Below are 23,671 nucleotides of genomic sequence, written 5' to 3' on the forward strand. Positions count from 1 at the left end.
CGAGCCCCTCACCACCGAGCAGATCGAGCCCAGGCCCCCGCTTCGGCCTGAACGGCCTCGTCCTCAAACGCCGGACGGGCTGGAAGTGGCTGGACCGGTCTTGTTGCTGAGCGTCGGACGGGCTGGAAGTGGCTGGACTGGTCTTGTTGCTGAGCGTTGGACGGGCTGGAAGTGGCTGGACTGGTCTTGTTGCTGAGCGTTGGACGGGCTGGAAGTGGCTGGACCGGTCTTGTTGCTGAGCGTCGGGCGGGCTGGAAGTGGCTGGACCGGTCTTGTTGCTGAGCGTCGGACGGGCTGGAAGTGGCTGGACCGGTCTTGTCGCCGAACGCCGGATGGGCTGAGAGTCTCAGCCCATCCGGCGTTCGCATGTCCGGTTACTTGTCGCCGACCCGGATGCCCCGCAGCGCCCGCGCCGCCGGCACCGCCGCTCCCGCCAGCAGTACCGCCCCCGCGATCGCCGCTCCCTGCATCCCGCTGGTGAACGCCTCCCGGGCCGCCGTCGCCAGGGCGTCTCCCGCGCGCCCCGGCAGCCGGCCTGCGATCGCCAGCGCGCCGCCCAGGGTCTCGTGGGCCGGAGCCGGGGCCGAGTTCGGAATGTCGTGGCGGTAGATCGCCGTACCGATCGAGCCGAGGATCGCCATGCCCAGCGCCCCGCCGAACTCCGCGGCGGTCTCCATCAGGGACGCCGCCGAGCCCGCACGCTCCACGGGAGCGCTGCCCATCGCGAGGTCGGTGATCTGGGAGATGACCATGACGATGCCGGAGGCGAGGACGCCGCAGGCGATGAGGACGAGCACGAGGGAGTCCGTGCCGGCGAAGGCCAGGAGGGCGTATCCGGCGGCCCCGATGACGAAGCCGGCGGTGACGACGTAGGCGCGGTTCACTCCCTTCTGGACCAGGGCCGTCGCCAGGGGGGCCGTCATGCCGATCGGCACCGAGGGGAGCAGCGCCCACAGGGCCGCCTCCAGCGCGCTCTTGTCGAGCACCGACTGCAGGTACTGCGTGGTGAAGAACGCCGAGCCCATCATGCCGAAGGCGGCGACCAGGTTGAGGGCGACGGAGGGGGCGAAGCCCCGGCCACGGAACAGAGCCGGATCGATCATCGGGTTCGCGGCCGTGCGCTGGCGGTGGACGAAGAGAGCGGCGAAGAGCAGGCCGATGGTGATGGAGACGACGTACTGCGCGTGCCAGCCCTCGGACGGGATCTCCTTCAGGCCGTAGATCACGGGGAGGACCGCCGCCATCGACAGCGGGACGCTCGGCCAGTCGAAGCGGCCGGGGTGGGGGTCGCGTGACTCCGGCAGCAGGAACGGGCCCAGGACCAGCAGCAGCGCCATCGCGGGCAGGTTGACCAGGAAGACCGAGCCCCACCAGAAGTACTGGACCAGGACACCGCTCATGACCGAGCCGAGGGCGATGCCGGCCGTCATCACGCCGGACCACATGCCGATCGCCTTCGCGCGCTGGGCGGGGTCGGTGAACATCGTGCGGATCAGCGCCATCGTCGACGGCATCAGGGTCGCGCCGCCGATGCCGAGGGCCGCGCGGGCCACGATCAGGGTCTCGGCGCTGTCCGCGTAGGCCGCGATCAGGGACGCGGTGCCGAAGGCGGCGGCGCCGACGAGCAGGAGCTTGCGGCGGCCTATGCGGTCGCCGAGCGAGCCCATCGTCATCAGCAGGCCGGCCAGGACGAAGGCGTAGATGTCGAAGATCCACAGCTGCTGGGTGCCGCTCGGTTCCAGGTCCGCGCTGATCGCCGGGATCGCGAAGTAGAGGACCGAGACGTCCATCGAGACCAGCAGCAACGGGAGCATCAGCACGCCCAGTGCGGTCCATTCGCGGCGGCCGGCGCGGGGGCCGGCCGGGGTTGTGGTGGTGCTCGGCGGGTCCGTTCGGTTCGTCGAGTTCGTCATGCCGAGGAATGTACGCGCGTCTTAAACGCTTGTCTATGACGCATGTATAAATCGCTCGTCTAGGACGGTTGTATGGATGCGGGGGTACGGTGGTGGCATGGGACACCGTGAGGATCTGCTCGAGGGCGCCAAGCGCTGCCTGCTGGAGAAGGGGTTCCTGCGGACGACCGCGCGGGACATCGTCAAGGAGTCGGGGACGAACCTCGCCTCGATCGGATATCACTACGGGTCGAAGGACGCGCTGCTGGCGCAGGCGTATGTCTCGTTGGTCGAGGCCACCGGTCACCGGTTCGAGCCCGGCGGGGAGGGTGCGATGGCGACGCCTCCCGGGTCGCTGGAGCGCTTCCAGGAGGTGTGGGAGAACATCGTCGGCGCCGTGGGTGAAGCGCGCGCGATCTGGCTGCTGAGCTTCGAGCTGATCGTCCAGGGCGACCGGATGCCGGAGGTGCGCCGGATGCTCGTCGAGGCGGAGGAGCAGGGGCGGACGGGGCTCCTGCCCCTGTTCAACGGCATTCCGGAGGACGAGCAGAGCAAGGAGGCCGCCGAGACCGAGGGCCGCTTCTACCAGACCCTCCTCCAGGGGCTCATGGTGCAGTGGGTCTTCAACCCGGACACGGCGACCGGCGCCGAACAGCTGACGGAGGGCCTGCGCCGCGTCATCGCGGGCGTCGAGAACGCCTGAGCCGGCCGCGGTCCCGCAGCGCCGGGACCAGCGCGGTCAGCATCAGCACCCCCGTCAACGCGAAGGCCCACGGATAGCCGGTCAGCCCCGCGAGGACGCCGAAGCCGGCCGCGCCGACGCCCATTCCGCCGTCGTAGGCGAGGTTCCACAGCGCGCTGACCGTGCCGTACGAGGCGGGGGAGACGTGGGTGTACATGAGCGCGAGGGTGGAGTTCTGGGCGACGCCGAAGCCGGCCCCGAAGAGGGCGGTGCCGGTGAGGACGGCGGCCGGGCTCCCGGTGGCCGCGAGCGCGGCCCGCCGCACCGCCCTCGTCGCGTCCCTCGCCCAACACGCCCCGGCGGTGCGGCTGTCGGGGCTCGCGGCCGGGTTCCACGCGGTGGCGCATCTGCCGTCGGGGGCGGACGAGGAGGCGGTCGTGACCGGGGCCCGCCACCGCGGGGTCGGCCTGTACGGCATGAGCGCGTGCCGTACCTCGGGCGCCACGGCTCCGCCCCAACTCGTCCTGGGATTCGGCAATGTGACGGAGCGGGCGATCACGGAGGGCGTCGCGGCGGTGGCGGATCTGCTCGACGGGGAGCAGGGGGCGGCCGTGGGGGAGGAGGGGTAGCGCCCGGCGCCGGATCAGCGCGGGGCGGCGGTCACGTGACGGATCGCGGCGGCGGTGTCCGGGGTGACATGGGTGGGCCGGTACGGCACGTCGGGCCATGGCCGATCGCCCGACACCCAGACACTCCGTGCCCCGACACCCACCGCACCCTGGATGTCGGCATGCGCCGAATCGCCGATCACCCAGGCGCCGTCGAGCGAGGCCCCGACCGTGTCCGCCGCCGCCCGGAAGATCTCCGGCGCGGGCTTCTTGCAGCCCAGTGCCTCGGAGACCACCCAGCCACGGACGAGCCGGTCCAGTCCGGTGCGCCGGATCTTCGTCTCCTGCTGGGCGACCCGGCCGTTGGTGACGATGACGCAGGTCCAGTCGGCCGCGGCGGTCTCGGCGAGGGCGTGGCGGGTGGCCTCGGCCAGGGTGACGTGAGCGGCCGCCCCGTGATCGAGCAGATCCTGGACCGCCGCCTCGGGAACGGCGCTCGCGTACCGCTGCAGCATGGCCCGGCCCACCTCCAGGCGGGGTGCGTGGCCGCTCGCGTCGAGGGCCGTCAGCCAGGCGAGGTCCGCGGCGGGCAGCGCGTGGTCGGCCAGGAAGGAGGCCGCGGCCGTACGGAAGGCCGCGTCCCGGTCCACGAGGGTGTTGTCGAGGTCGATCAGCAGAAGGGCCATACCGGTAGGTTCCCCGATCGTCGGTTGCCGAAGGCCGACCGCGGGGCTCCCGCGACGACGCCGCCGGACGCGAGGCCTACAGGCGAGCCCCCTTCAACGCCATGTGCAGCAGCAGCCGGTCCTCCCCGTCGTCCAGGTCGAGGCCGGTCAGCTGCTCCACCCGGGACAGGCGGTAGTACAGCGTCTGGCGGTGGATGCCCAACTCCGCCGCCGTGCGGCCGGCCTGGCCCGCGCGGTCGAGGTACACCTCGGCGGTGCGGGCGAGTTCGTGGTGGGCGGGGGAGAGCAGGGTGTGTACGGAGGGGTCGCGCACCGCGTCCGGGGACAGCGAGGTCAGCAGTCGGTACGGGCCGATCCGGGCCCACTCGGCGACCGGCCCGAACCGCGGCTCGGCGAGCGCGGCCCGCGCCGCCGCCGCCGCCTCCTGCCAGGCGGCCCCCAGCTCGGCCAACCCGGCCCGCGCCGAGGCGACGCCGGCGGCGGCCGATCCGGTACCGGAGCCCGACGCGGTACCGGCCGCGCCCGACCGGGGCCCGCCGCCCCGAGGTGCCCCCACCCCGCCCCCGTCCGACAGCCCCGCCCGCTCCAGCAGCCGCCCCGCCGCCGCGGTGGCCGGCGTCAGCGCATCCGCCGACCTCAGCCGCACCAGCAGCGCCAGACACTGGCCCGCCGCTCCCCACGGCACCGTGCACAGCGCCGTCGCCCCCGGCACCGTCCGCACCGAAGGCGCGTCGTCCGGGTCCGCCGAGGGCCAGGGGGCCACGCACACCACCGTGTGCAGACCGTCCGCGCGGGAGCCGAGGGCCGTGCGGAGTTCGGCCACCGCCATGTCCCGCCGCCAGTCCCGCTCGGCGACCAGCACGGCCCGCAGTTCCCGGCTCAGGTCCGCCCCGTGCTGGGCCTCGTCCGCGAGCAGCGCGCCGATGCGGAGCGTCACCTCCATGGCCGCTGCCAGCTGCCGCTCGGTCGGCCCGGGGTCGGAGTCCAGCAGCCAGACGTAACCCAGGACGACGCCCCGATGCCGTACGGGGAGACAGATCCGCCCCCGGTACACCCCCGCCTCCGGAGTCGGCGGAATGCGCACCGGGCCCGTCGCCCGCGTGATGCCGAAGCCCTCGAACCAGGTCCGGACCGCCGCCGTCGAGCGCCGGGTCAGGATCGAGCGGGTGCGCACCGGGTCCAGCGCCGACGCGTCGAGGTCGCCCTCGCTGTCGTAGGCCCCGAAGGCGATCAGCTCGAAGTCGCGGTTCTCCAGCGTCGCGGGGGCGCCGAGGAGCTCCGAGATCTCGTCGACCAATTCCTGGTAGTCACCTCTGTTGTCGGGTGTCACTCGGGCATTCTCCCGCATAATCACCGGCCCTTCATACATCTGTCTGAGATCTGCGGCACGGATGCGTGACAGCTGTCGATGGCTGACGATCGGAGGGATCCTTAGGTTTCACGGTGGTTCTATCTGCTGGTCTGTGGAGGTGCCCCGTGCTGGGTCCCGTGATTCTTGCCGCGTCGCGCAGCGACCGGATGCGACGTCTGATCTCGGCGGCCCCGGTGACCAAGCAGGTCGTCGAACGCTTCATCCCGGGCGAGACGGTCGACGACATCGTGCCGATCGTCCAGGAGCTCACCGGGCGGGGCCTGGAGCTGACCATGGATGTGGTCGGCGAGGACATCACCCGGCCGGCGCAGGCCGCCGCCGCCCGGGACGCGTACCTGGCGCTCATCGACCGGCTGAAGGAGCTGGAGCTGGGTACCAGGGCCGAGATGTCCGTCAAGCTGTCCATGTTCGGCCAGGCGCTCGAAGGCGGCCACGAGCTCGCTCTCGCCAACATCCGGCCCGTCGTCGAGGCGGCCGCCGCCATCGGCACGACCGTCACCCTCGACGCCGAGGACCACACCACCCTCGACTCGATGTTCGCCATCCACGAGGAGCTGCGGAAGGACTTCCCGCAGACCGGCTGTGTCATCCAGGCCTACCTCTTCCGCACCGAGGCCGACGCAAGCCGGCTCGCCGCGGCCGGCAGCCGGGTGCGGCTGGTGAAGGGCGCCTACAAGGAGCCCGCCGAGGTCGCGTACCAGCAGAAGCACGAGATCGACAAGGCGTACGTACGGATCCTGAAGATCCTCATGGAGGGCGAGGGGTACCCGATGATCGGCTCCCACGACCCCCGGCTCATCTCCATCGCCCAGGAACTCGCCCATCGCGCCGGCCGCAAGCCCGACGAGTACGAGTTCCAGATGCTCTACGGCATCCGGAGCGACGAGCATCTGCGCCTCGCCGCGGAAGGCCACCGCATGCGCGTCTACACCGCCTACGGCACCGACTGGTACGGCTACTTCATGCGCAGGCTCGCGGAGAAGCCGGCGAACCTGCGGTTCTTCGCACGCTCGATGATCAGCAAGGGCTGAGCCCGAACACCCGCTCAAGTTCAAGGAGTTACGGAACCCATGGACGCTGTGACCCAGGTCCCCACCCCCGTCAACGAGCCGGTGCACGGCTACGCCCCCGGCACGCCCGAGCGCGCCCGCCTTGAGGCCAGGCTCAAGGAGCTGGCCGAGAACCCGGTCGACCTGCCGATGACCATCGGCGGCGAGAAGCGGCTGGGCGGCGGCGAGCCCTTCCAGGTGGTCCAGCCGCACAACCACAAGGCCGTCCTCGGTACCGGCCGGCACGCGACCCGGCAGGACGCGCAGGACGCCATCGACGCGGCCCTCGCCGCCGCGCCCGCCTGGCGCGCGATGGCCTTCGACGACCGTGCCGCGATCATCCTGCGCGCCGCCGAACTCCTCTCCGGCCCCTGGCGCGAGACCATCGCCGCCTCCACCATGCTCGGCCAGTCCAAGACCGCCCAGCAGGCCGAGATCGACACCCCCTGCGAGCTCATCGACTTCTGGCGCTTCAACGTCCACTACGCCCGCCAGATCCTCGCCGAGCAGCCCCCCGCCAACTCCCCGGGCGTCTGGAACCGCCTCGACCACCGCCCGCTGGAGGGCTTCGTCTACGCGATCACGCCCTTCAACTTCAGCGCGATCGCGGGCAATCTGCCGACGGCTCCGGCTCTCATGGGCAATGTGGTGGTCTGGAAGCCGTCCCCCACCCAGACCCACGCGGCCGTTCTCCTCATGCGGCTGCTGGAGGAGGCCGGACTCCCCAAGGGCGTCATCAACCTCGTCACCGGCGACGGCATCGAGGTCTCCGCGGTCGCCCTGGAACACCGCGACCTCGCCGGGATCCACTTCACCGGCTCCACCAAGACCTTCCAGTACCTGTGGAAGACGGTCGGCAACAACATCGAGAAGTACCGCTCCTACCCGCGTCTGGTCGGCGAGACCGGCGGCAAGGACTTCCTGGTCGCCCACCCGAGCGCCGACCGCGCGGTCCTCAAGACGGCGCTCACCCGCGGTGCCTTCGAGTACCAGGGCCAGAAGTGCAGCGCGACCTCCCGCGCCTACATCCCGGCGTCCATCTGGAACTCCGGTTTCAAGGAGGAGTTCGCGGCGGAGGTCGACCATCTGACCATGGGTGACGTCACCGACCTCGCCAACTTCATCGGCGCCGTCATCGACGAGCGCGCCTTCGCCAAGAACAAGTCCGCGATCGACCGCGCGAAGTCCGACCCGACCTGCACGATCGTCGCGGGCGGCAGCTACGACGACTCGGTGGGCTACTTCGTCCGCCCGACCGTCGTCGAGTGCGGCGACCCGGAGAACGAGGTCTTCCGCACCGAGTACTTCGGCCCGTTCCTCGCCGTGCACGTCTACGAGGACGACAAGTACGACGAGATGCTGACCCAGATGGAGTCCGTCTCCGACTACGCGCTGACGGGCTCGGTCGTCTCGGGCGACCGTGCGGCGGCGGCGTACACGATGGAGAAGCTGCGCTACGCGGCCGGCAACTTCTACATCAACGACAAGTCCACCGGCGCCGTCGTTGGCCAGCAGCCCTTCGGCGGCGGCCGCGCCTCCGGCACCAACGACAAGGCCGGCGCCCCGCAGAACCTGCTGCGCTGGACCCTGACCCGCGCCATCAAGGAGACGCTGGTCGCGCCGACCGACTACGCGTACCCGCACATGGGCTGACCCGTCATCAGGGCAGACTGCCCCCATGACGGGGACGGAGAGGGAGAACGAGACCCCGACCGTGGTGGCCGACGACGGCGTACGTCTGTGGGCCGCGCGGTCGGGGGAGGGCGAACCCCTGGCGCTGTGTCACGGCGGGCCCGGCCTCTGGGACTACTTCGAGGACGTGGCCGAGCGGCTGGCCGACCTGACCCCGGTCGTGCGCTGGGACCAGCGAGGCTGCGGTCGCTCGGAGCGGGAGGTCACCGGGCCGTGGACGATCGACCGCTTCGTCGCCGATCTCGACGCCGTACGACGGCACTTCGGGCTGCAGCGGATACGGCTGCTGGGCCACTCGTGGGGCGCGTATCTCGCGTTGAGGTACGCGCTGGCCCATCCCGAGCGGGTGAGCGGCCTGATGTATGTGGCCGGCACGGGTGTCGGCCCGGACTCCGACTGGCACCCGGCCTTTGTGGCCAACCTCCTCGCCCGGCTCGGCGGGCGACCCGAACGCCTCGCCCGCTGGCAGGAGTTGGCGGAACAGCCCGTGCGATCCGAGGGGGACGACCGGGAGTGGGCGGTGCTCCAGTGGTCGGCCGAGCTGGAGGAGCGCGAGCGGGCGCAGGAGCGGGCCGAGTGGATGGCGGACCCGTGGTTCGGCATCAACCACGAGTGCAGCGGGGCCCTTGAGGAGGAACGCAGGCGCACCTGCGGCACACCCGAGCTGTACGACGCCTGCCAGGCCCTCGACGTGCCGGTCCTGATCCTCGACGGAGCCCAGGACATCCGCCCGCGCTCCGCCGTGGACTCCCTGGAACGCGCCCTGCCCCGAGTCCGGCGGGTGACCCTGCCGGACGCGGGGCACATGGTGTGGACGGACGACCCGAAGGGCTTCTGGGAGGCGGTCGCGTCGGCGCTGGGCTAGCCGGGCATCTCCGTCCGCTCCCACCACTCGTACACCGGGAGGCTGCCCTCCGCGGTGTTCGCCTGGCGCGAGGTCGCCCTGAAGTGCTCATAGCCGTTCCGGAGCTCGATCTTCAGGTCCGGTCCGGAGGTGTCGACCGGGACGATCCGTGCGGGCAGATCCTGCGGGCCGCCCTCGAGAAGTGCCTTGACCGTGTCGGGCATGACCTCACCCTTCCCTCGGTTGGATTCCGGCACAAAAGACATTACTCCTCGCGCACCAGGATCTTCCCGCCGACGAAGACGTCGATGCCGGACGGGGCGGCCTTCGCGAGGAGGTCGGCGACCGCGCCCGTGTGGTAGTCGAAGGCCTCGTCGTAGCGCCCCCGTTCGGTGAGGTACCGGACCTTCTCCGAGGAGCCCGCGCTGCCGATAGCACGCCTTCGTGGTGCGGCAGCCGTCTCACCTCGGCCGGCGTCACCACCGTGTGCGTCCGCCAGCCCCGACGCTGGAGGACGATCTCGCCCTCGGGCAGCGAGGGTTCGCGCGAGGCGACGATCCGGCCGAGCGTGCGGCCCTCCAGCGGGGCGTTCAACTCGAAGTCCCCGTCGATCATTTCGCGATGGTAGGGGTCCACGGACCAGTAGAGGTTCTCGACCAGCGCCGTGCCGGGCAGCAGGGCCGGGACCGGTGACTCGAAGAAGCGGAAGTGGTCGGGGGTGAGCAGTGGTCTCGGAATGGCGATCATGCCCGCCCTCTCCCTGACCGGAGCACCGCTCGCAACAGAGATCACCGATCTCGGTCCGGGGCGGCCCACCCGGCGGGTCGGGTACGTCACCACACCGGAACTCGCCGCCACCGCGGCCGTTCGGGCGCTCGTACGGGAGCGGCGGGAGACACGGGCTCAGGCGAAAGGCCAGCTCAGGGCGGTGTGACCCAATCCACCGTCTCAGATAGTAGGAAGTCCGAGTATTTGTGGAGACAGACCGGGGGCGCTCCCTTACTTTTGTAGGAGCCGAACGTCTCGCTCGACCAAGCGAATGGCGGTCGTGAGCGTGCCCCGTGCAGGCAACCCCTGCGGCACCGCTCCCCGCCCCTTCCGGCGTCTCGTACCCCCTTTCCGCACTCCCGGATTTCGAAGGAGTCGATTTCCCATGGCCGAGACGACCGCACGCCGCCGAGTCCGTCACATCTCCCGCACGAGCGAGTCCGACCGCAAGAACGCCGCAGCCGCCCTCCAGCGCGCCCTGGATCGCAGGGACAACGGCGGTTCGACCGGCCACTGAGCCGGGCATCACTCAAGAAGCCGGGAGCCGCACCCGCACGGGGTGCGGCGCGGGCTCACGCCCCGCGCCGCACCTCGAAATGGTCGATGCGCTCACCGCTCTGCGCCAGTGCCGACACCTTGAGGGCCGGCCGTGTGCCGCCGACGGCCTCCACCGACAGGAACGAGAAGCCGCGGTAGCGCACCCGCGACCACTCCACCGTCTCCTTCGCGGCGGACTGCCCCTGCGCCCACGAGAAACCGTGCACGGCGTCGTGGCGCGTCACATGGCCCTCGTAGCTCTCCTTCACGCCTGACGGGAAGCCGTACAGATCACGGCCGCCGCCGCCCGCCGTGACGTAGACGATCCCGTCCTTGGTCGGGTCGGTCGACGCCCCGATGGGGACCGCGCGGCCGACCCCGCCCTTCCTGATCGCGTCCGTGCGCTCGTAGACGTGGTTGTGGCCGTTGATCACCAGGTCCACCTGGTGCTTGGCGAAGAGCGGCAGCCACGCCGCCCGCACCCCGCCGTCGGAGGCGTGCGTGGACGTCGAGTAGGCGCAGTGGTGGAAGAAGACGACGATGAAGTCGACGTTCTTCGCGCCCCTCAGTTCGGCGAGCTTCCTGTCCAGCCACTGCGTCTGGCGGCCGTCGGTGTAGCCGAGGTTGGCGGGGATCTCGTACGACACGTCGTTGGCGTCCAGTGCGACGAAGCCGACGTTGCCGTAGGTGAAGGCGTACACCCCGGGGGCGTGGCGGGCGTCGAAGCCGCTCGTCGGGAGGGACCAGCGGGCCAGCTGGCCGCCGTAGCCGTCGGGCGAGTACCAGGCCTCCATGTCGTGGTTGCCGGTGGTCACCATCCAGGGGACGGTCTTCGCCACCGACTCGTTCTGCTTGAGGAACAGGTCCCAGTACGAGGGGTCGTAGCCGTCCGACTTCTTGCCCTGGCCGTTGGTGTCGGCGTAGCAGATGTCGCCGGCGTGGAGGTGGAAGGCGGGCTTCTGGCGCAGCAGGACGTGGTCGTTGGCGGCGGCCGCCTGGCTGACGCCCTGGTCGCCGAAGGCCGTGAAGACGAACTTCTCGGGGGTGGCCGGTGCGGTGCGGAGGGTGGAGATCGTCGCGCGGTGGGCGGGGGAGGCCGGGTCGAAGCCCTCGTGGCCGACGCCGTAGTAGTACCTCGTGCCGGGGCGCAGACCGTCCAGGGCCGCGTGCAGGTAGTACTGGTCCAGGGCGAGGCGTACACCGGTGACGCCGGGCGTGTGCAGGTCGCGGACCTCGGCCTCGATCTTGCGGCTCAGGTCGTCGGGCCGGGTGCCGATGCGCACGTACGGCTTCTTCACCGCGAGCGGCACCTGCCAGGACACCCGCATCTGGGTCTTCGGGTCGGCGCCGAAGGCGAGATGGCGGCCGAAGGGGGAGACGACCGAGCCGTGCACCGTGGAGGCCGACGGCGAGGAGGTGGTCGTGCCCTGCGAGGCCGAGCCGTTGCCCCCGCAGCCGGTCAGCAGGCCGCCCGCCGCCACCGCGCCCGCCGTCACCAGCGTGCGGCGCCGCATGAGCTTCGTGCGCAGGTACTCGTGCTGCTCGGCCATGCTCATCCGGCGCGCGAGCTGCGGCGGGATGCCGAAGTCGGGAATGTCCATGGAAGGGAACTTCCCAGCGATGGCCAACGGCCGCCATACGTAGGGGTGAACGGGTGGCGACCAGTTGACGCCCTCCGTCGTCACCCAGTCCGTATCGCGGACATGGTGTGTCATCCCATGGGACGAGGAGTAGGGTGCCGACATGTCTCGCAGCATCAATCTCGCAGTGATCCCCGGTGACGGCATCGGCCAGGAGGTCGTGGCCGAAGGTCTCAAGGTCCTCTCCGCCGTCCTTCCGCAGGATGTGAAGCTGGAGACCCAGGACTACGACTTCGGCGCCAAGCGGTACCACGACACCGGTGAGACCCTCACCGACGCCGACCTCGACGCGCTGAAGAAGCACGACGCCATTCTGCTCGGCGCCATCGGCGACCCGTCGGTCCCCTCCGGTGTCCTGGAGCGCGGCTTCCTGCTCAAGCTCCGCTTCGCCTTCGACCACCACGTCAACCTGCGTCCGTCGAAGCTGCTCCCGGGTGTGGCGACCCCGCTCGCCGGTGAGCCGGAGATCGACTTCGTCGTGGTCCGCGAGGGCACCGAGGGTCCGTACACCGGCAACGGCGGCACCATCCGCAAGGGCACCCCGCACGAGGTCGCCACCGAGGTCTCGGTCAACACGGCCTTCGGTGTCGAGCGCGTGGTCCGTGACGCCTTCGCCCGTGCCCAGGCCCGTCCGCGCAAGAAGCTCACCCTCGTCCACAAGAACAACGTGCTGACCTTCGCCGGCCACCTGTGGACGAACATCTTCAACAAGGTGGCCGAGGAGTTCCCCGAGGTCACCACCGACTACATCCACGTCGACGCGGCGACGATCTACCTGGTCACCGACCCGGGCCGGTTCGACGTGATCGTCACCGACAACCTGTTCGGCGACATCATCACCGACCTCGCCGCGGCCGTCTCCGGCGGCATCGGCGTCGCCGCGAGCGGGAACATCAACCCCTCCGGCGAGTTCCCCTCGATGTTCGAGCCGGTCCACGGTTCCGCGCCCGACATCGCCGGCCAGGGCAAGGCCGACCCCACCGCCACGGTCCTGTCCGTCGCCCTGCTCCTGCGCCACCTCGGCTACGAGGCCGAGGCCGCCCGGATCGAGGAGGCCGTCTCGGCCGACCTCGGCGAGCGCACCGGCAAGCCCGCCCGCAGCACCAGCGAGATCGGCGACGCGCTCGCCGTACGAGTAGCCGGCTGACCCCGCGCTCACTCGAAACCTTTCGAAGCCGCCGGGTCACATCGCACCCGGCGGCTTTCGTTTGTCCCCCGCCGGGTGCCACCATCATCCCCTGGGTCGCATTCACGCCGTTTTCTCCCCCAGTGCTTAACGCCTGGGCGGTGCCCCCACCGGCACCGCGCGCGCGATAATCGAACGCGGAGCCGCGGAATGAGGGAATGCTCGGACGTCCTAGCACTGGTCACTGACAGTAAAGGGGCGTGAGCGCGGCCCGTCACTACACAACCGGTGAAGGACAACCACTCATGACGACGCCCACGATCGAGCTCAAGCCCTCGGCCTCGCCACTTTCCGACGCGGAGCGCGCGGCGATCCTGGCGAACCCCGGATTCGGCCGCCACTTCACCGACCACATGGTGATCATCAAGTGGACCGAGGGCCGCGGCTGGCACGACGGCCAGCTCGTTCCCTACGCGCCGATCTCCCTCGACCCGGCCACCATGGTCCTGCACTACGCGCAGGAGATCTTCGAGGGACTGAAGGCCTACCGCCAGCCCGACGGCTCCGTCGCCACCTTCCGCCCTGAGAAGAACGCCCTGCGCTTCCAGTCCTCCGCCCGCCGCCTCGGCATGCCCGAGCTCCCGGTCGAGACGTTCATCGAGGCCTGCGACGCGCTGGTGAACCAGGACGAGGGCTGGGTCCCGGCGCACGGCGGCGAGGAGTCCCTCTACCTCCGCCCGTTCATGATCGCGACCGAGGTCGGCCTGGGTGTGAAACCGGCCAACGAGTACCTCTTCATGGTCATCGCCTCCCCGGCCGGCGCCTACTTCCCGGGCGGCGTCAAGCCCGTCTCCATCTGGGTCTCCGAGGACCACGTCCGCGCCGTGCCGGGAGGCATGGGCGACGCGAAGACGGGCGGCAACTACGCCGCCTCCCTGCTCGCCCAGGCCGAGGCCGCCGCCGAGGGCTGCGCCCAGGTCTGCTACCTCGACGCGGTCGAGCGCAAGTGGGTCGAGGAACTCGGCGGCATGAACCTGTACTTCGTCTACGGCGACCGGATCGTCACGCCGTCGCTGACGGGCTCCATCCTGGAGGGCGTCACCCGCGACTCGCTGCTCGCGGTCGCCCGCGACCTCGGCTACACGGCCGAGGAGGGCCGCGTCTCCGTCGACCAGTGGCAGCGCGACTCCGAGAACGGCACCCTCACCGAGGTCTTCGCCTGCGGTACGGCCGCCGTGATCACCCCGGTCGGCACGGTCAAGCGCGCGAGCGGCGAGTGGCGGCAGTCGGCCGGCGAGCCGGGCGAGGTCACACTGAAGCTGCGGCAGGCGCTGCTGGACATCCAGCGGGGGACGGCCGAGGACAAGCACGGCTGGATGCACAGGCTCGGCCGGTAGCCAGGTAGTTCGTTCGACGCGTATCGCCTCCCTCGTGCGGGTATTCACTTCTTCCGCGGCACACGGGGGAGGGGGCGCTGGGTGAGTGGTGGGCCGATACCGAGACTGAGGTGGCTGCTGCGGGCGTTGCGCAGTCCGAGGCGCCCGCAGAGCCTCACTGTGCTCGTGCTGCTGGCCGTCGTCGCGGGGGTCCTGCTGTGGCGGGCCCGCGCCATGGACAGCTACGGCGCGAACCTGGCCCTCAACCTCGGCACCGACCTCGTCGGCGTGGTCATCACCGTCTTCGTGATCGGCCCGCTGATCTCCCGCGCCCAGGAGGGCCGGGTGCGCGAGCACACACGGCTCGACTACGAGTGGTTCAGCGCCCAGGTCTACGGCGCCACCTCCAACGTCAAAGTGCTCGACACCTTCTCCAACCTCTTCGGCCCGCAGTTCTCCGAACGCCTCTTCCGCGGCGTCAAGGCGGCCACCGCGCACGGCGCCCGGGTCCAGATCCTGCTCCTCGACCCCGACTCCCTCGCGGTCATCCTGCGCGGGCGCGAACTGGGCGAGCGGAGCGACGACATCCGCCGGGACATCCTCCGCAACCTGCGCACGCTGGACCGGTTCGCGCAACGCCTGGACGAGGCATCCCGCCAACTCCTCGAAGTCCGGCTGTGCTCCACCTCCCCCGGCGTCACGCTCTACCGCTGGGACGAGCGCTGCCTGGTCTCCTTCCTCACCGTCGGACGGCTCTCCGGCGAGGGCGTCCAGCTGGAGGTCGCGGTGCGCTCGCCGCTCGGCACCTTCGTGGAGCAGCGGTTCGACGAGCTGTGGCAGCAGGGCAAGCCGATGGAACGGTTCACCCATCTGCCGGTCACCCTGGTCGACGCGGCCGACGGGCGGCGGGAGTTCAGCTGCCGGTTCGTCTTCGTGGACGACTGTCTGTACGTCTCCGGCCCCGACCTCGTCACCTATCTCGCCCGTCACCGCCTGGACCAACTGTCCGCGTTCAGCGAGGGCTTGGGCATCGCCGGGGCGCACGAGGTCCTCGTCGTGGACGACGAGTCCGACCTGCACGGACGGCTCATCCACCACTTCGCCGAGAAGTACGATGCGTCGGCGACCGCGTTCGTCGAGTTGCGGCCGCCGGTCCTGGTCACGGAATAGAGGGCCTTCGCACAGATGAGTTCAGCGCACCACCCCGCTCCCGCCGGGAGCCCCCGCTTTCGCGCCTTCACACCCCGCGACCTGGACGGACTGCTCGAACGCGCGTCTCTGCCACCGGCCGAACGGCTCGCTCTGCGCGCGGTGGCGGCGGTACTCCCCTTCCGGACGAACACGTACGTGATCGACGAGCTGATCGACTGGTCGGCCGTCCCCGACGACGACCCGATCTTCCGCCTCACCTTCCCGCAGTCCGGCATGCTGCCCGCGCCCGACGTCCGCCGGATGGCCGACCTGCTGTCCCGCGACGCGCCCCGCAGGGAGATCCAGTCGGCGGCGCACGAGATCCGTATGCGGCTCAACCCGCACCCCTCGGGCCAGCTCGACGCGAACGTCCCCGTGCACGAGGGGCGCCGTCTCACCGGCCTCCAGCACAAGTACCCCGAGACGGTGCTGGTCTTCCCCCGCCAGGGCCAGACCTGCCACGCCTACTGCACGTACTGCTTCCGCTGGCCCCAGTTCGTCGGCGAGGCCGAACTCCGTATCGCCACCGACGACATCGCGACCACCTCCGCCTACCTCCGCGCCCACCCCGAGGTCACCAGCACCCTGATCACGGGCGGCGACCCGCTGGTGATGAGCACGGAGGTGCTACGGCGGTACGTCGCCCCCTTGCTGGAGATCGACACGATCCGGTCCATCCGCGTCGGCACCAAGTCCCTCGCCTTCTGGCCCTACCGCTTCACGACCGACCGCGACGCCGACGACCTCCTGCGCCTCTTCGAGAAGGTCGTGGCGAGCGGCCGTCATCTCGCCCTGATGGCCCACTTCACCCACCCGCAGGAACTGCGCCCGCCCGTCGTACGGGAGGCGATGCGCCGTGTCCGCGACACCGGTGCCGTGATCCGCTGCCAGGGCCCGCTGGTGGCCGGCATCAACGACAGCGCGGACGCCTGGGCGGAACTCTGGGACACCACGACCACCCTGGGTGCGGTCCCGTACTACCAGTTCGTCGAACGCGACACCGGCCCCCAGGGCTACTTCGGTGTCCCCCTGCACCGCGCCCACCAGATCTTCCGCGACGCCTACGCCCGCGTCTCGGGCCTCGCCCGTACGGTCCGCGGCCCGGTGATGTCCGCGATGCCCGGCAAGGTCTGTGTGGACGGCGTCGCCGAGGTGGCCGGCGAGAAGGTCTTCGTGCTGCATCTGATCCAGGCCCGCGATCCGGAACTCGTCGACCGGCCCTTCTTCGCCGCCTACGACGAGGGCGCGACCTGGTTCACCGACCTGAAGCCGGCGTTCGGGGCGAGCGCGTTCCTGCCGGGGCTGACCGGATAGAACGACACTCCATGTGAGCTTTCCCATGGGGGAGCCATGCCAGCCATGCCTTTCGTTCCCTTACGCCTTTTGGTTAGAGTGTCGCTCTAAGTGAAGGGAGCGACATGCGGCTCACCCCTACCGAACGCGACCGGCTGCTGCTCTTCGGGGCCGCCGAGCTGGCCCGTGCCCGCCGGACCCGTGGCCTGCGGCTCAACGTGCCGGAGGCCACCGCGCTGATCGCGGACACCGTGTGCGAGGCCGCCCGGGACGGGAAGCGGCTGGCGGAGGCGGTCGAGGTGGCGCGGTCCGTCCTCGGGCCGGAGGACGTGCTGCCGGGGGTCGCCGACATCGTCACCGAGGTGCATGTCGAGGCCGTCTTCGACGACGGGTCACGGCTCGCGGTGGTGAGTGACCCGATCGGCGGGGGCGGGCTGGGGGAGCGGGCGCCCGGTGCGCTGCTGCCGGGGCCCGAGCACGCCGAGCCCGAGGCCGCCGTACGGCTCACGGTCACCAACACCGCGACCGTGCCCGTCTCCGTCACCTCCCACTTCCACTTCTTCGAGGCCAACCCGCGCCTCTCCTTCGTACGCGATCAGGCCTACGGGATGCGGCTCGCCGTGCCCGCCGGGTCGTCCGTGCGCTTCGGTCCCGGTGAGTCGCTGGAGGTCGGGCTCGTGCCGATCGGTGGTGAGCGGGTCGCGATCGGGTTCGCCGGGCTCGTCGACGGGCCGCTGGACGCGCCCGGTGCCCGCGAGGAGGCGCTGCGCCGCGCCGCCGCCTGCGGCTACCTGGGGGTCCGTGACGAGGAGGCCGCCCGATGAGCCGTCCCGGAGGCCACCCGGCCGAGGCCCGCCGCCTCACGCCGTACGAGTACGCGGCCACGCACGGCCCCCGCGCCGGCGACCGTGTCCGCCTCGGCGACTCCGGGCTGACCGTCGAGGTCGAGTCCGACTCGCAGGTCCACGGCGACGAGTTCCTCGCCGGCTTCGGCAAGACCGCCCGTGACGGGCTGCACCTCCAGGCCGCCGCCGTGCGGGAGACCTGTGACGTCGTGATCAGCAACGTCGTCGTCATCGACGCCGTGCAGGGGATCCGGAAGGCGTCGATCGGCATCCGGGAGGGGCGGATCTCGGCCATCGGGCGGGCCGGGAATCCCGACACCCTCGACGGGGTCGACGTGGTGGCGGGGACGGGGACGACCATCGTGTCCGGTGAGGGGCTCATCGCCACCGCCGGGGCCGTCGACACCCATGTCCATCTGCTCTCGCCGCGGATCATGGAGGCCTCGCTGGCCTCCGGCGTGACCACGGTCATCGGGCAGGAGTTCGGGCCCGTGTGGGGCGTCGGGGTCAACTCGCCGTGGGCGCTGCGGCACGCGTTCAACGCCTTCGACGCCTGGCCGGTCAACATCGGCTTCCTGGGGCGGGGTTCGTCGTCGCACGAGGCACCGCTGATCGAGGCTCTCGCGGAAGGCGGCGCTTCCGGCTTCAAGGTGCACGAGGACATGGGCGCCCATACGCGTGCGCTGGACACGGCGCTGCGCGTCGCCGAGGAGCACGACGTCCAAGTCGCCCTGCACAGCGACGGGTTGAACGAGTGCCTGTCGGTCGAGGACACCCTGCGGGTGCTGGAGGGGCGCACCATTCACGCCTTCCACATCGAGGGGTGTGGCGGCGGGCATGTGCCAAACGTGTTGAAAATGGCGGGAGTTCCGCATGTCATCGGCTCCTCCACCAACCCCACCCTGCCCTTCGGCCGGGACGCCGTCGCCGAGCACTACGGCATGATCGTCTCCGTCCACGACCTCAAGACCGACCTGCCCGGCGACGCCGCCATGGCCCGCGACCGCATCCGCGCCGGGACCATGGGCGCCGAGGACGTGCTGCACGACCTGGGCGCGATCGGCATCACCTCGTCCGACGCGCAGGGCATGGGCAGGGCGGGGGAGACGGTCCGCCGTACCTTCGCGATGGCCGGGAAGATGAAGGCCCAGTTCGGCGCCCCGGACGCGCACGACAACGAGCGCGTCCTGCGCTACCTGGCCAAGCTGACCATCAACCCGGCCATCGCACACGGCCTTTCGCACGAGGTCGGCTCGATCGAGGTCGGCAAGCTCGCCGACCTCGTGCTGTGGCGGCCGGAGTACTTCGGCGCCAAGCCGCAGCTGGTGCTGAAGGCCGGCTTCCCGGCGTACGGCGTGGTCGGCGACCCGAACGCGGCGACGGACACCTGTGAACCCCTGGTCCTCGGCCCGCAGTTCGGGGCGTACGGCGCCACCCCCGCCGATATTTCGGTGGCTTTCGTCGCGCGCGCCGCCCTCGACCAGGGCAACGACACCATGCCGACGCGCAGGAGAAGGGTCGCCGTACGGAACACCCGCGGCATCGGACCCGCCGACCTGCGCCTCAACTCCCGTACCGGAGCGGTGGAGGTGGACGAGAGGACCGGTCTGGTCACGCTCGACGGCGAACCCCTGAGCTCCGAACCGGCCGAGTCCGTCTCCCTCAATCGCCTTTACTTCCTCTGAGGATCACTCATGTCCGCTGCCGCCGACGGCTTCCGTATGCCCGCCGAGTGGGCTCCGCACGAGCGCACCTGGATGGCCTGGCCCGGCCCCAACCCCACCTTCGACGACCCGGAGGACCTGGCCGCCTCCCGTGCCGCCTGGGCCTCGGTCGCCCGTGCCGTCCGCCGCTTCGAGCCGGTGACGGTGGTGTGCGGGCCCGGACGGTCGGCGGACGCGCGGGCGCTGCTCGGACCGGGCATCGACACCGTCGAACGCGACCTCGACGACGCCTGGATGCGGGACATCGGACCCACCTTCCTCACCGACGGGCGTGAGCTCGCCGCCGTGGACTGGACGTTCAACGGCTGGGGTGCCCAGCACTGGGCCCGCTGGGAGCACGACGCGAAGATCGCCGCGTATGTCTCGGACCTGGCGGGCGCGAGGACGTACGCCTCGAAGCTGGTGAACGAGGGCGGCGCGATCCAGGTCGACGGCGAGGGGACCGTGCTGCTGACCGAGACGGTCCAGCTCGGTCCCGAGCGCAATCCCGGCTGGACCCGCGACCAGGTCGAGGCGGAGATCCACGCCCAGCTCGGCACCCGCAAGGCGATCTGGCTGCCACGCGGCCTCACCGGCGACTACCCTCCGCACGGCTTCGGCACCCTGGGCCATGTCGACATCGTCGCCGCCTTCGCGCGCCCGGGAGTCGTGGTCGCCCACCACCAGCCGGACCCGGCGCACCCCGACCACGAGGTGACGAAGGAGGTCATCGGCTTGCTGAAGTCCCAGACGGACGCGCGGGGCCGGACCCTGGAGGTCGTCGAGGTGCCCGCGCCCACCACCCTGGAGGCCGACGGCCACTGGGCCGATTACTCCTACATCAACCACTACCTCTGCAACGGCGGCGTCGTGCTCTGCGGCTTCGACGACCCGCGCGACGAGATCGCCGCCGGGATCTTCCGCGGGCTGTTCCCCGAGCGGACGGTGACGCTCGTCGACGCGCGGACGATCTTCGCGGGCGGGGGCGGCATCCACTGCATTACCCAACAGCAGCCGAGGGTGACGGTCAGGTAGAACGTACGGGTGAATGTGCTGATGTGCGCCGCCTGCGGAAGCCGGCTGACCGAGCCCGTCCGGCAACTGGACGAGAAGCCCGAGTACCCCGGCTGGGACGGCCTCCCGGGCCCGGACGGCAGCCGGCACGGCCCGCCGAGCGTGCCCCGCGGGACGTACGTGGTCGACGCACGGCCCTTCGGGGCGCCGTTCGTGCCGTTCGTGCCGGCGTATCCCGATGAGGAGTACGACGGGGTCGTGCCCGGCGGCACGTTCATGTCCGACGAGCGGGGCGACCTGGTCTCCGCCGGGCCGCGCGGCACGTACGTCCTGCATCCGGACGACGTCCTGGGCATCGATCCCCACCCCGACCACCGCCGCCTCACGGGCTGCTGCGGTCCGACCGGGGATTACGGGGTCAACCACGTCTGCCGCTGCGGGGCCGAGGTCGCCATCGTGGCCGCCGACTGCTGCAGCGGATACGAGACACGGCTGGTACCGGACGCCGTGCGCGTGGAGGCGGTCGCGTGACCACCCGCCGTCGTACCCCCGCCCCACCCCGCGACCAACTCCTCGCCGCCGCCATGGAAATGATCGCCGAGCGGGGCCTGGAGAAGCTCACCATGGCGGCGCTCGGCCGGGAGGTCGGTATGAGCAGTGGGCATCTGCTCTACTACTTCCGCACCAAGGACGAGCTGCTGCTGCAGACCCTGGAGTGGAGCGAGGGGCGGCTCGGTGCCGAGCGCGGGCGGCTGCTGGGCCGCACGGGCACGGCCCGCGAACGGCTCGACGCGTACGTCGACCTGTACGTCCCCGACGGCCCCCGCGACCCGCACTGGACCCTCTGGCTGGAGGTCTGGAACCGCTCGAAGAGCGCTGCCGCCGAATCGGCCGCCCGCGACCGGCAGTCCGCGATCGAGGGCGCCTGGCACCGGGACCTGGTGGCGCTGATCGCGGAGGGCGTGTCCCGGGGGGAGTTCCGGCGGGTCGACCCCGACCGGTTCGCGACCCGGCTGCGGTCGCTGATGGACGGTTTCTCCATCGACGTGGCGGTGGGACTGCGCGGCTCGGACCGGGCGTATGTTCTCGGCCATGTGCGGGAGTTCCTGGACGAGGGGCTCCTCGCGGACGCGTGAGCCGACGCCCGGGTTGTACGCAATAAGGCCGATTGACCCTGTGGTCGATGGTGCGTTTGCCTCGAAGGGAGCCTCGGCGCGGGGCCGGGGGCGAAGCGCCATCGGGGACCACAGGGGGGAACATGTCCAGCGTCGTACATGTGTCCAGAGGCGTCTTAGGGGCCGCGCTGCTGCTCGCGCTCAGCGGAACCGTCGTGCCGAGTGCGGCCGCCGCGCCCCACGCACCGCGGGTCGAACGGTCCGGCACCGAGCGGGCGAGCACGGCCTCCGACGGCACGCAGGCCGACGGGCCGTCGTCCGGGGCCGCGATCAGTGCCGACGGCCGGGCCGTGGCGTTCACCTCCACCGCGCCGAGCCTCGGCTGCGCGCAGTTCTTCCCGTGCCTGCGCGTGAAGGACGTCGTCACCGGCGAGCTGACCGCGATCGACCTGGGCCCCGGCTACACGTACGGCTCGCCGACGCTGAGTGCGGACGGGCGGTACGTCGGGTTCTCGGCCGGCACCCGGTTCACGGCCCCGTACGTGTACGACCGGGACACGGGCCGGGCACAGCGGCTGTGGCCCGAGAACCCGCCCGGCTTCGACGAGTTGGGCGCTGTCGAGTCCATCAGCCCGGACGGCACACACGTCGCCTACACCATCGGCAACCGCAACGGCCCGGAGAACACGCGGCTGTTGTACGTCCGCTCCATGGCCACGGCCACCGACCACCTGGTCTCGCCGCCCGAGGAGGGTTCAAAGCGCGGGGCCTCGGTGAGCGGTGACGGCGAGCGGGTCGCCTACCAGGTCGCGGGGACCGAGGACGACCCGAACGACGTCTTCGTCAAGGACCTCGCGACGGGCGAGCGCATCCAGGTCGACGCGGGCCTCGGCCAGGGCACCCTCGTCCGCATCACCGCGGACGGCCGCCGTGTCCTCTTCGAAGCCGAGGGCTGGCTGTACGCCTATGACCTGCGGACGCACGAGGCGCGGCGCGTGGTCCAGGGGAACGTCTTCTCGGCCACGGCGGACGGCCGGTACGCCGTCGTCGCGGGCGAGGACGGCATCCGGGTGCGCGACCTGCGGACCGGGCTGCGCGGGGCCGCCCTGCCGGCGGACGCCCAGCTCATGCCGGACGCGCTGGCCGCCAAGGGGCGTGCGGTGGCGTTCGGTTCGGGGGCGTCGCACCTGGTGCCGGGTGACACCAACGGAGCGGCGGACGTGTTCGTCTTCTCGGGCGCGCTTGGGGCGCACCCGGCCCCGATGCCGTCGGTCACCGAGCGGGTCAGCCTGACCCGGGGCGGACAACAGCGGACCGGGGCGTCGTACGACCCGGTGATGGGAGAGAACAAGGTCGTCTCCTTCACGTCGCAGGACGACGTGTTCGTGGACGTACCCGCAGGTGTCTCCCAGGTCAACGACAGCGCACAGGGCCCCGCCCACGAGGGCACGCCCTGCTCCAGCGGCCGCATGGTCGGCTACGTGGCCCCTTACGCACCGGACGGAGGCCCGGGCGTCTACATCCGCAACCGCTCGGTCGGCAAACTGACCGGACTGGGCACCTACCAGGGCGTCCGCTTCACCTGGATGGGACAGCCCAGGGTGGACCCCAGCTGCCAGTGGATCACCTACGCCGCCACGCTCCCCGCCACCGACACGGATCCGCGGCCCCAGCCCCGCGTCTACCGCTTCCGGTTCAACGGCGGTACGACCGACCTGGTCAGCGCGCCCACGGGTGAACCGGCGGGCAACCCGTCGATTGACTACGACGGCCGGTACATCGCCTTCGAGCAGGGTGGTGCCGTCTACGTCCGCGACCTGGACACCGGCACCCTGGAGAAGGCCGGCGATCGTGCCTCGGCCCCCTCGATCAGCGAGGACGGACGCAAGGTCGCCTTCCAGCGGGGCCGTGAGGTCCACGTCCGGGACCTCGACTCCGGGACCACGAACCGGATCAAGGGCACCCAGCCCTCGCTCTCCGGGAACGGCACGCGGATCGCGTACACGCTGCGAGGCGCCGTGTACCTGACCGAACTCGCCACCGGAAAAAGGCAGTTGATCAGCGTCGACCGCTGGGGCGGCCGGAGTGACCTCCCGGCCGGGCACCCGTCCGTCAACGCCGACGGCACGGTCGTCGCCTTCGAGTCGGCGTCACCCGATCTGGTGGCGGGGGACACCAACGGGGTGTCGGACGTCTTCCTGCGAACAGTGCAGTGACAAGCAGCGACCACCACGGGGG

The 23,671-nt window shown here is 71.0% G+C and carries 22 protein-coding genes and 2 pseudogenes; 17 read left to right on the forward strand and 7 right to left on the reverse strand.

Annotated features, from left to right (window positions below; translation table 11 throughout):
• Positions 1–374: 374 nt before the first annotated feature.
• Complete coding sequence (locus ACWC09_RS41440; protein WP_450856218.1) at positions 375–1,913, reverse strand: MFS transporter; 1,539 nt, start codon at positions 1,911–1,913, stop codon at positions 375–377.
• Between the two features lie 97 nt (positions 1,914–2,010).
• On the opposite strand from ACWC09_RS41440, the gene ACWC09_RS41445 reads away from it, so the two are divergent.
• Positions 2,011–2,595, forward strand: a complete 585-nt coding sequence (locus ACWC09_RS41445; protein ID WP_450856219.1) for a TetR/AcrR family transcriptional regulator — start codon at positions 2,011–2,013, stop codon at positions 2,593–2,595.
• On the opposite strand, the gene ACWC09_RS41450 is transcribed toward ACWC09_RS41445, so the two are convergent.
• A complete protein-coding gene (locus ACWC09_RS41450; protein ID WP_450856220.1) occupies positions 2,570–2,791 on the reverse strand; it encodes a hypothetical protein in 222 nt (73 codons plus the stop codon). The two genes, ACWC09_RS41445 and ACWC09_RS41450, sit on opposite strands and share 26 nt — an antisense overlap.
• Here ACWC09_RS41450 and ACWC09_RS41455 point away from each other — a divergent pair.
• Entirely contained in the window at positions 2,790–3,203 is a 414-nt protein-coding gene (locus tag ACWC09_RS41455) for a hypothetical protein (protein WP_450856221.1), read from the forward strand. The genes ACWC09_RS41450 and ACWC09_RS41455 overlap by 2 nt on opposite strands.
• Before the next feature lie 14 nt (positions 3,204–3,217).
• Here the strand turns inward: ACWC09_RS41455 and ACWC09_RS41460 are convergent, their stop codons facing one another.
• Both ACWC09_RS41460 and ACWC09_RS41465 read right to left on the reverse strand, forming a co-directional pair.
• Positions 3,218–3,868, reverse strand: coding sequence for an HAD family hydrolase (locus tag ACWC09_RS41460; protein WP_450856222.1), 651 nt, complete (start codon positions 3,866–3,868; stop codon positions 3,218–3,220).
• A gap of 76 nt (positions 3,869–3,944) precedes the next feature.
• Positions 3,945–5,216 carry a PucR family transcriptional regulator gene (locus tag ACWC09_RS41465; RefSeq protein WP_450856223.1) on the reverse strand — a complete coding sequence of 424 codons (1,272 nt, stop codon included), beginning with the start codon at positions 5,214–5,216 and terminating at the stop codon, positions 3,945–3,947.
• A 128-nt stretch (positions 5,217–5,344) separates the two neighbouring features.
• On the opposite strand from ACWC09_RS41465, the gene ACWC09_RS41470 reads away from it, so the two are divergent.
• From ACWC09_RS41470 to ACWC09_RS41480, 3 genes are read left to right on the forward strand one after another with little or no spacing between them, the layout of a single operon-like run.
• Complete coding sequence (locus tag ACWC09_RS41470; protein ID WP_450856224.1) at positions 5,345–6,271, forward strand: proline dehydrogenase family protein; 927 nt, start codon at positions 5,345–5,347, stop codon at positions 6,269–6,271.
• Positions 6,272–6,310: 39 nt separating this feature from the next.
• Positions 6,311–7,942: an L-glutamate gamma-semialdehyde dehydrogenase gene (pruA, locus tag ACWC09_RS41475; protein ID WP_450856225.1), complete on the forward strand. Its 1,632-nt coding sequence runs from the start codon at positions 6,311–6,313 to the stop codon at positions 7,940–7,942.
• A 25-nt stretch (positions 7,943–7,967) separates the two neighbouring features.
• The gene (locus tag ACWC09_RS41480) at positions 7,968–8,846 is read left to right on the forward strand and encodes an alpha/beta fold hydrolase (RefSeq protein WP_450856226.1); all 879 of its coding nucleotides are present in this window, start codon (positions 7,968–7,970) and stop codon (positions 8,844–8,846) included.
• On the opposite strand, the gene ACWC09_RS41485 is transcribed toward ACWC09_RS41480, so the two are convergent.
• Together ACWC09_RS41485 and ACWC09_RS41490 are read right to left on the reverse strand one after the other, a co-directional pair.
• Complete coding sequence (locus ACWC09_RS41485) at positions 8,843–9,049, reverse strand: DUF5988 family protein (RefSeq protein WP_450856227.1); 207 nt, start codon at positions 9,047–9,049, stop codon at positions 8,843–8,845. The genes ACWC09_RS41480 and ACWC09_RS41485 overlap by 4 nt on opposite strands.
• Before the next feature lie 71 nt (positions 9,050–9,120).
• Positions 9,121–9,572: pseudogene (locus tag ACWC09_RS41490) on the reverse strand (NADP-dependent oxidoreductase); the annotation flags it as partial.
• Between ACWC09_RS41490 and ACWC09_RS41495 the strand changes: the two are divergent.
• Positions 9,538–9,759 (forward strand): annotated as a pseudogene (locus ACWC09_RS41495) (LysR family transcriptional regulator); the annotation flags it as partial. The pseudogenes ACWC09_RS41490 and ACWC09_RS41495 overlap by 35 nt on opposite strands.
• A 219-nt stretch (positions 9,760–9,978) precedes the next feature.
• Complete coding sequence (locus ACWC09_RS41500) at positions 9,979–10,110, forward strand: hypothetical protein (RefSeq protein ID WP_107056436.1); 132 nt, start codon at positions 9,979–9,981, stop codon at positions 10,108–10,110.
• 55 nt (positions 10,111–10,165) lie between these two features.
• On the opposite strand, the gene ACWC09_RS41505 is transcribed toward ACWC09_RS41500, so the two are convergent.
• Entirely contained in the window at positions 10,166–11,731 is a 1,566-nt protein-coding gene (locus tag ACWC09_RS41505; RefSeq protein ID WP_450856228.1) for a purple acid phosphatase family protein, read from the reverse strand.
• 142 nt (positions 11,732–11,873) lie between these two features.
• Between ACWC09_RS41505 and ACWC09_RS41510 the strand changes: the two genes are divergently transcribed.
• From ACWC09_RS41510 to ACWC09_RS41555, 10 genes are all read left to right on the forward strand, one after another.
• Positions 11,874–12,917, forward strand: coding sequence for a 3-isopropylmalate dehydrogenase (locus tag ACWC09_RS41510; RefSeq protein WP_450856229.1), 1,044 nt, complete (start codon positions 11,874–11,876; stop codon positions 12,915–12,917).
• Between the two features lie 284 nt (positions 12,918–13,201).
• On the forward strand, positions 13,202–14,293 hold the full coding sequence (locus ACWC09_RS41515) for a branched-chain amino acid aminotransferase (RefSeq protein WP_450856230.1): 1,092 nt from the start codon (positions 13,202–13,204) through the stop codon (positions 14,291–14,293).
• A 126-nt stretch (positions 14,294–14,419) separates the two neighbouring features.
• The gene (locus ACWC09_RS41520) at positions 14,420–15,442 is read left to right on the forward strand and encodes a hypothetical protein (RefSeq protein WP_450856231.1); all 1,023 of its coding nucleotides are present in this window, start codon (positions 14,420–14,422) and stop codon (positions 15,440–15,442) included.
• Positions 15,443–15,457: 15 nt separating this feature from the next.
• The gene (locus tag ACWC09_RS41525; RefSeq protein WP_450856232.1) at positions 15,458–16,777 is read left to right on the forward strand and encodes a KamA family radical SAM protein; all 1,320 of its coding nucleotides are present in this window, start codon (positions 15,458–15,460) and stop codon (positions 16,775–16,777) included.
• A gap of 104 nt (positions 16,778–16,881) precedes the next feature.
• A complete protein-coding gene (ureA, locus tag ACWC09_RS41530; RefSeq protein ID WP_450856233.1) occupies positions 16,882–17,580 on the forward strand; it encodes an urease subunit gamma in 699 nt (232 codons plus the stop codon).
• Positions 17,577–19,286: an urease subunit alpha gene (locus ACWC09_RS41535; protein ID WP_450856234.1), complete on the forward strand. Its 1,710-nt coding sequence runs from the start codon at positions 17,577–17,579 to the stop codon at positions 19,284–19,286. Before ureA ends, ACWC09_RS41535 begins: the two co-directional genes overlap by 4 nt.
• A 9-nt stretch (positions 19,287–19,295) precedes the next feature.
• The gene (locus ACWC09_RS41540; RefSeq protein ID WP_450856235.1) at positions 19,296–20,339 is read left to right on the forward strand and encodes an agmatine deiminase family protein; all 1,044 of its coding nucleotides are present in this window, start codon (positions 19,296–19,298) and stop codon (positions 20,337–20,339) included.
• A 9-nt stretch (positions 20,340–20,348) separates the two neighbouring features.
• On the forward strand, positions 20,349–20,849 hold the full coding sequence (locus tag ACWC09_RS41545; protein ID WP_450856236.1) for a hypothetical protein: 501 nt from the start codon (positions 20,349–20,351) through the stop codon (positions 20,847–20,849).
• Positions 20,846–21,454, forward strand: a complete 609-nt coding sequence (locus ACWC09_RS41550) for a TetR/AcrR family transcriptional regulator (RefSeq protein ID WP_450856237.1) — start codon at positions 20,846–20,848, stop codon at positions 21,452–21,454. Before ACWC09_RS41545 ends, ACWC09_RS41550 begins: the two co-directional genes overlap by 4 nt.
• A gap of 122 nt (positions 21,455–21,576) precedes the next feature.
• Positions 21,577–23,649, forward strand: a complete 2,073-nt coding sequence (locus ACWC09_RS41555) for a TolB family protein (RefSeq protein WP_450856238.1) — start codon at positions 21,577–21,579, stop codon at positions 23,647–23,649.
• The last annotated feature ends 22 nt before the right edge of the window (positions 23,650–23,671 follow it).

It is taken from the genome of Streptomyces sp. NPDC001617 (assembly GCF_053596855.1).

Excerpts from the sequence above, each read along its gene's own strand:
- ureA (WP_450856233.1), top strand. The coding sequence starts at position 16,882 with ATGCGGCTCACCCCTACCGAACGCGACCGGCTGCTGCTCTTCGGGGCC.
- ACWC09_RS41505 (WP_450856228.1), bottom strand. The coding sequence starts at position 11,731 with ATGGACATTCCCGACTTCGGCATCCCGCCGCAGCTCGCGCGCCGGATG.
- pruA (WP_450856225.1), top strand. The coding sequence starts at position 6,311 with ATGGACGCTGTGACCCAGGTCCCCACCCCCGTCAACGAGCCGGTGCAC.
- ACWC09_RS41535 (WP_450856234.1), top strand. The coding sequence starts at position 17,577 with ATGAGCCGTCCCGGAGGCCACCCGGCCGAGGCCCGCCGCCTCACGCCG.
- ACWC09_RS41515 (WP_450856230.1), top strand. The coding sequence starts at position 13,202 with ATGACGACGCCCACGATCGAGCTCAAGCCCTCGGCCTCGCCACTTTCC.
- ACWC09_RS41445 (WP_450856219.1), top strand. The coding sequence starts at position 2,011 with ATGGGACACCGTGAGGATCTGCTCGAGGGCGCCAAGCGCTGCCTGCTG.
- ACWC09_RS41460 (WP_450856222.1), bottom strand. The coding sequence starts at position 3,868 with ATGGCCCTTCTGCTGATCGACCTCGACAACACCCTCGTGGACCGGGAC.
- ACWC09_RS41510 (WP_450856229.1), top strand. The coding sequence starts at position 11,874 with ATGTCTCGCAGCATCAATCTCGCAGTGATCCCCGGTGACGGCATCGGC.
- ACWC09_RS41450 (WP_450856220.1), bottom strand. The coding sequence starts at position 2,791 with ATGTACACCCACGTCTCCCCCGCCTCGTACGGCACGGTCAGCGCGCTG.
- ACWC09_RS41440 (WP_450856218.1), bottom strand. The coding sequence starts at position 1,913 with ATGACGAACTCGACGAACCGAACGGACCCGCCGAGCACCACCACAACC.
- ACWC09_RS41485 (WP_450856227.1), bottom strand. The coding sequence starts at position 9,049 with ATGCCCGACACGGTCAAGGCACTTCTCGAGGGCGGCCCGCAGGATCTG.
- ACWC09_RS41480 (WP_450856226.1), top strand. The coding sequence starts at position 7,968 with ATGACGGGGACGGAGAGGGAGAACGAGACCCCGACCGTGGTGGCCGAC.
- ACWC09_RS41455 (WP_450856221.1), top strand. The coding sequence starts at position 2,790 with ATGAGCGCGAGGGTGGAGTTCTGGGCGACGCCGAAGCCGGCCCCGAAG.
- ACWC09_RS41465 (WP_450856223.1), bottom strand. The coding sequence starts at position 5,216 with ATGCGGGAGAATGCCCGAGTGACACCCGACAACAGAGGTGACTACCAG.
- ACWC09_RS41555 (WP_450856238.1), top strand. The coding sequence starts at position 21,577 with ATGTCCAGCGTCGTACATGTGTCCAGAGGCGTCTTAGGGGCCGCGCTG.
- ACWC09_RS41540 (WP_450856235.1), top strand. The coding sequence starts at position 19,296 with ATGTCCGCTGCCGCCGACGGCTTCCGTATGCCCGCCGAGTGGGCTCCG.
- ACWC09_RS41525 (WP_450856232.1), top strand. The coding sequence starts at position 15,458 with ATGAGTTCAGCGCACCACCCCGCTCCCGCCGGGAGCCCCCGCTTTCGC.
- ACWC09_RS41500 (WP_107056436.1), top strand. The coding sequence starts at position 9,979 with ATGGCCGAGACGACCGCACGCCGCCGAGTCCGTCACATCTCCCGCACG.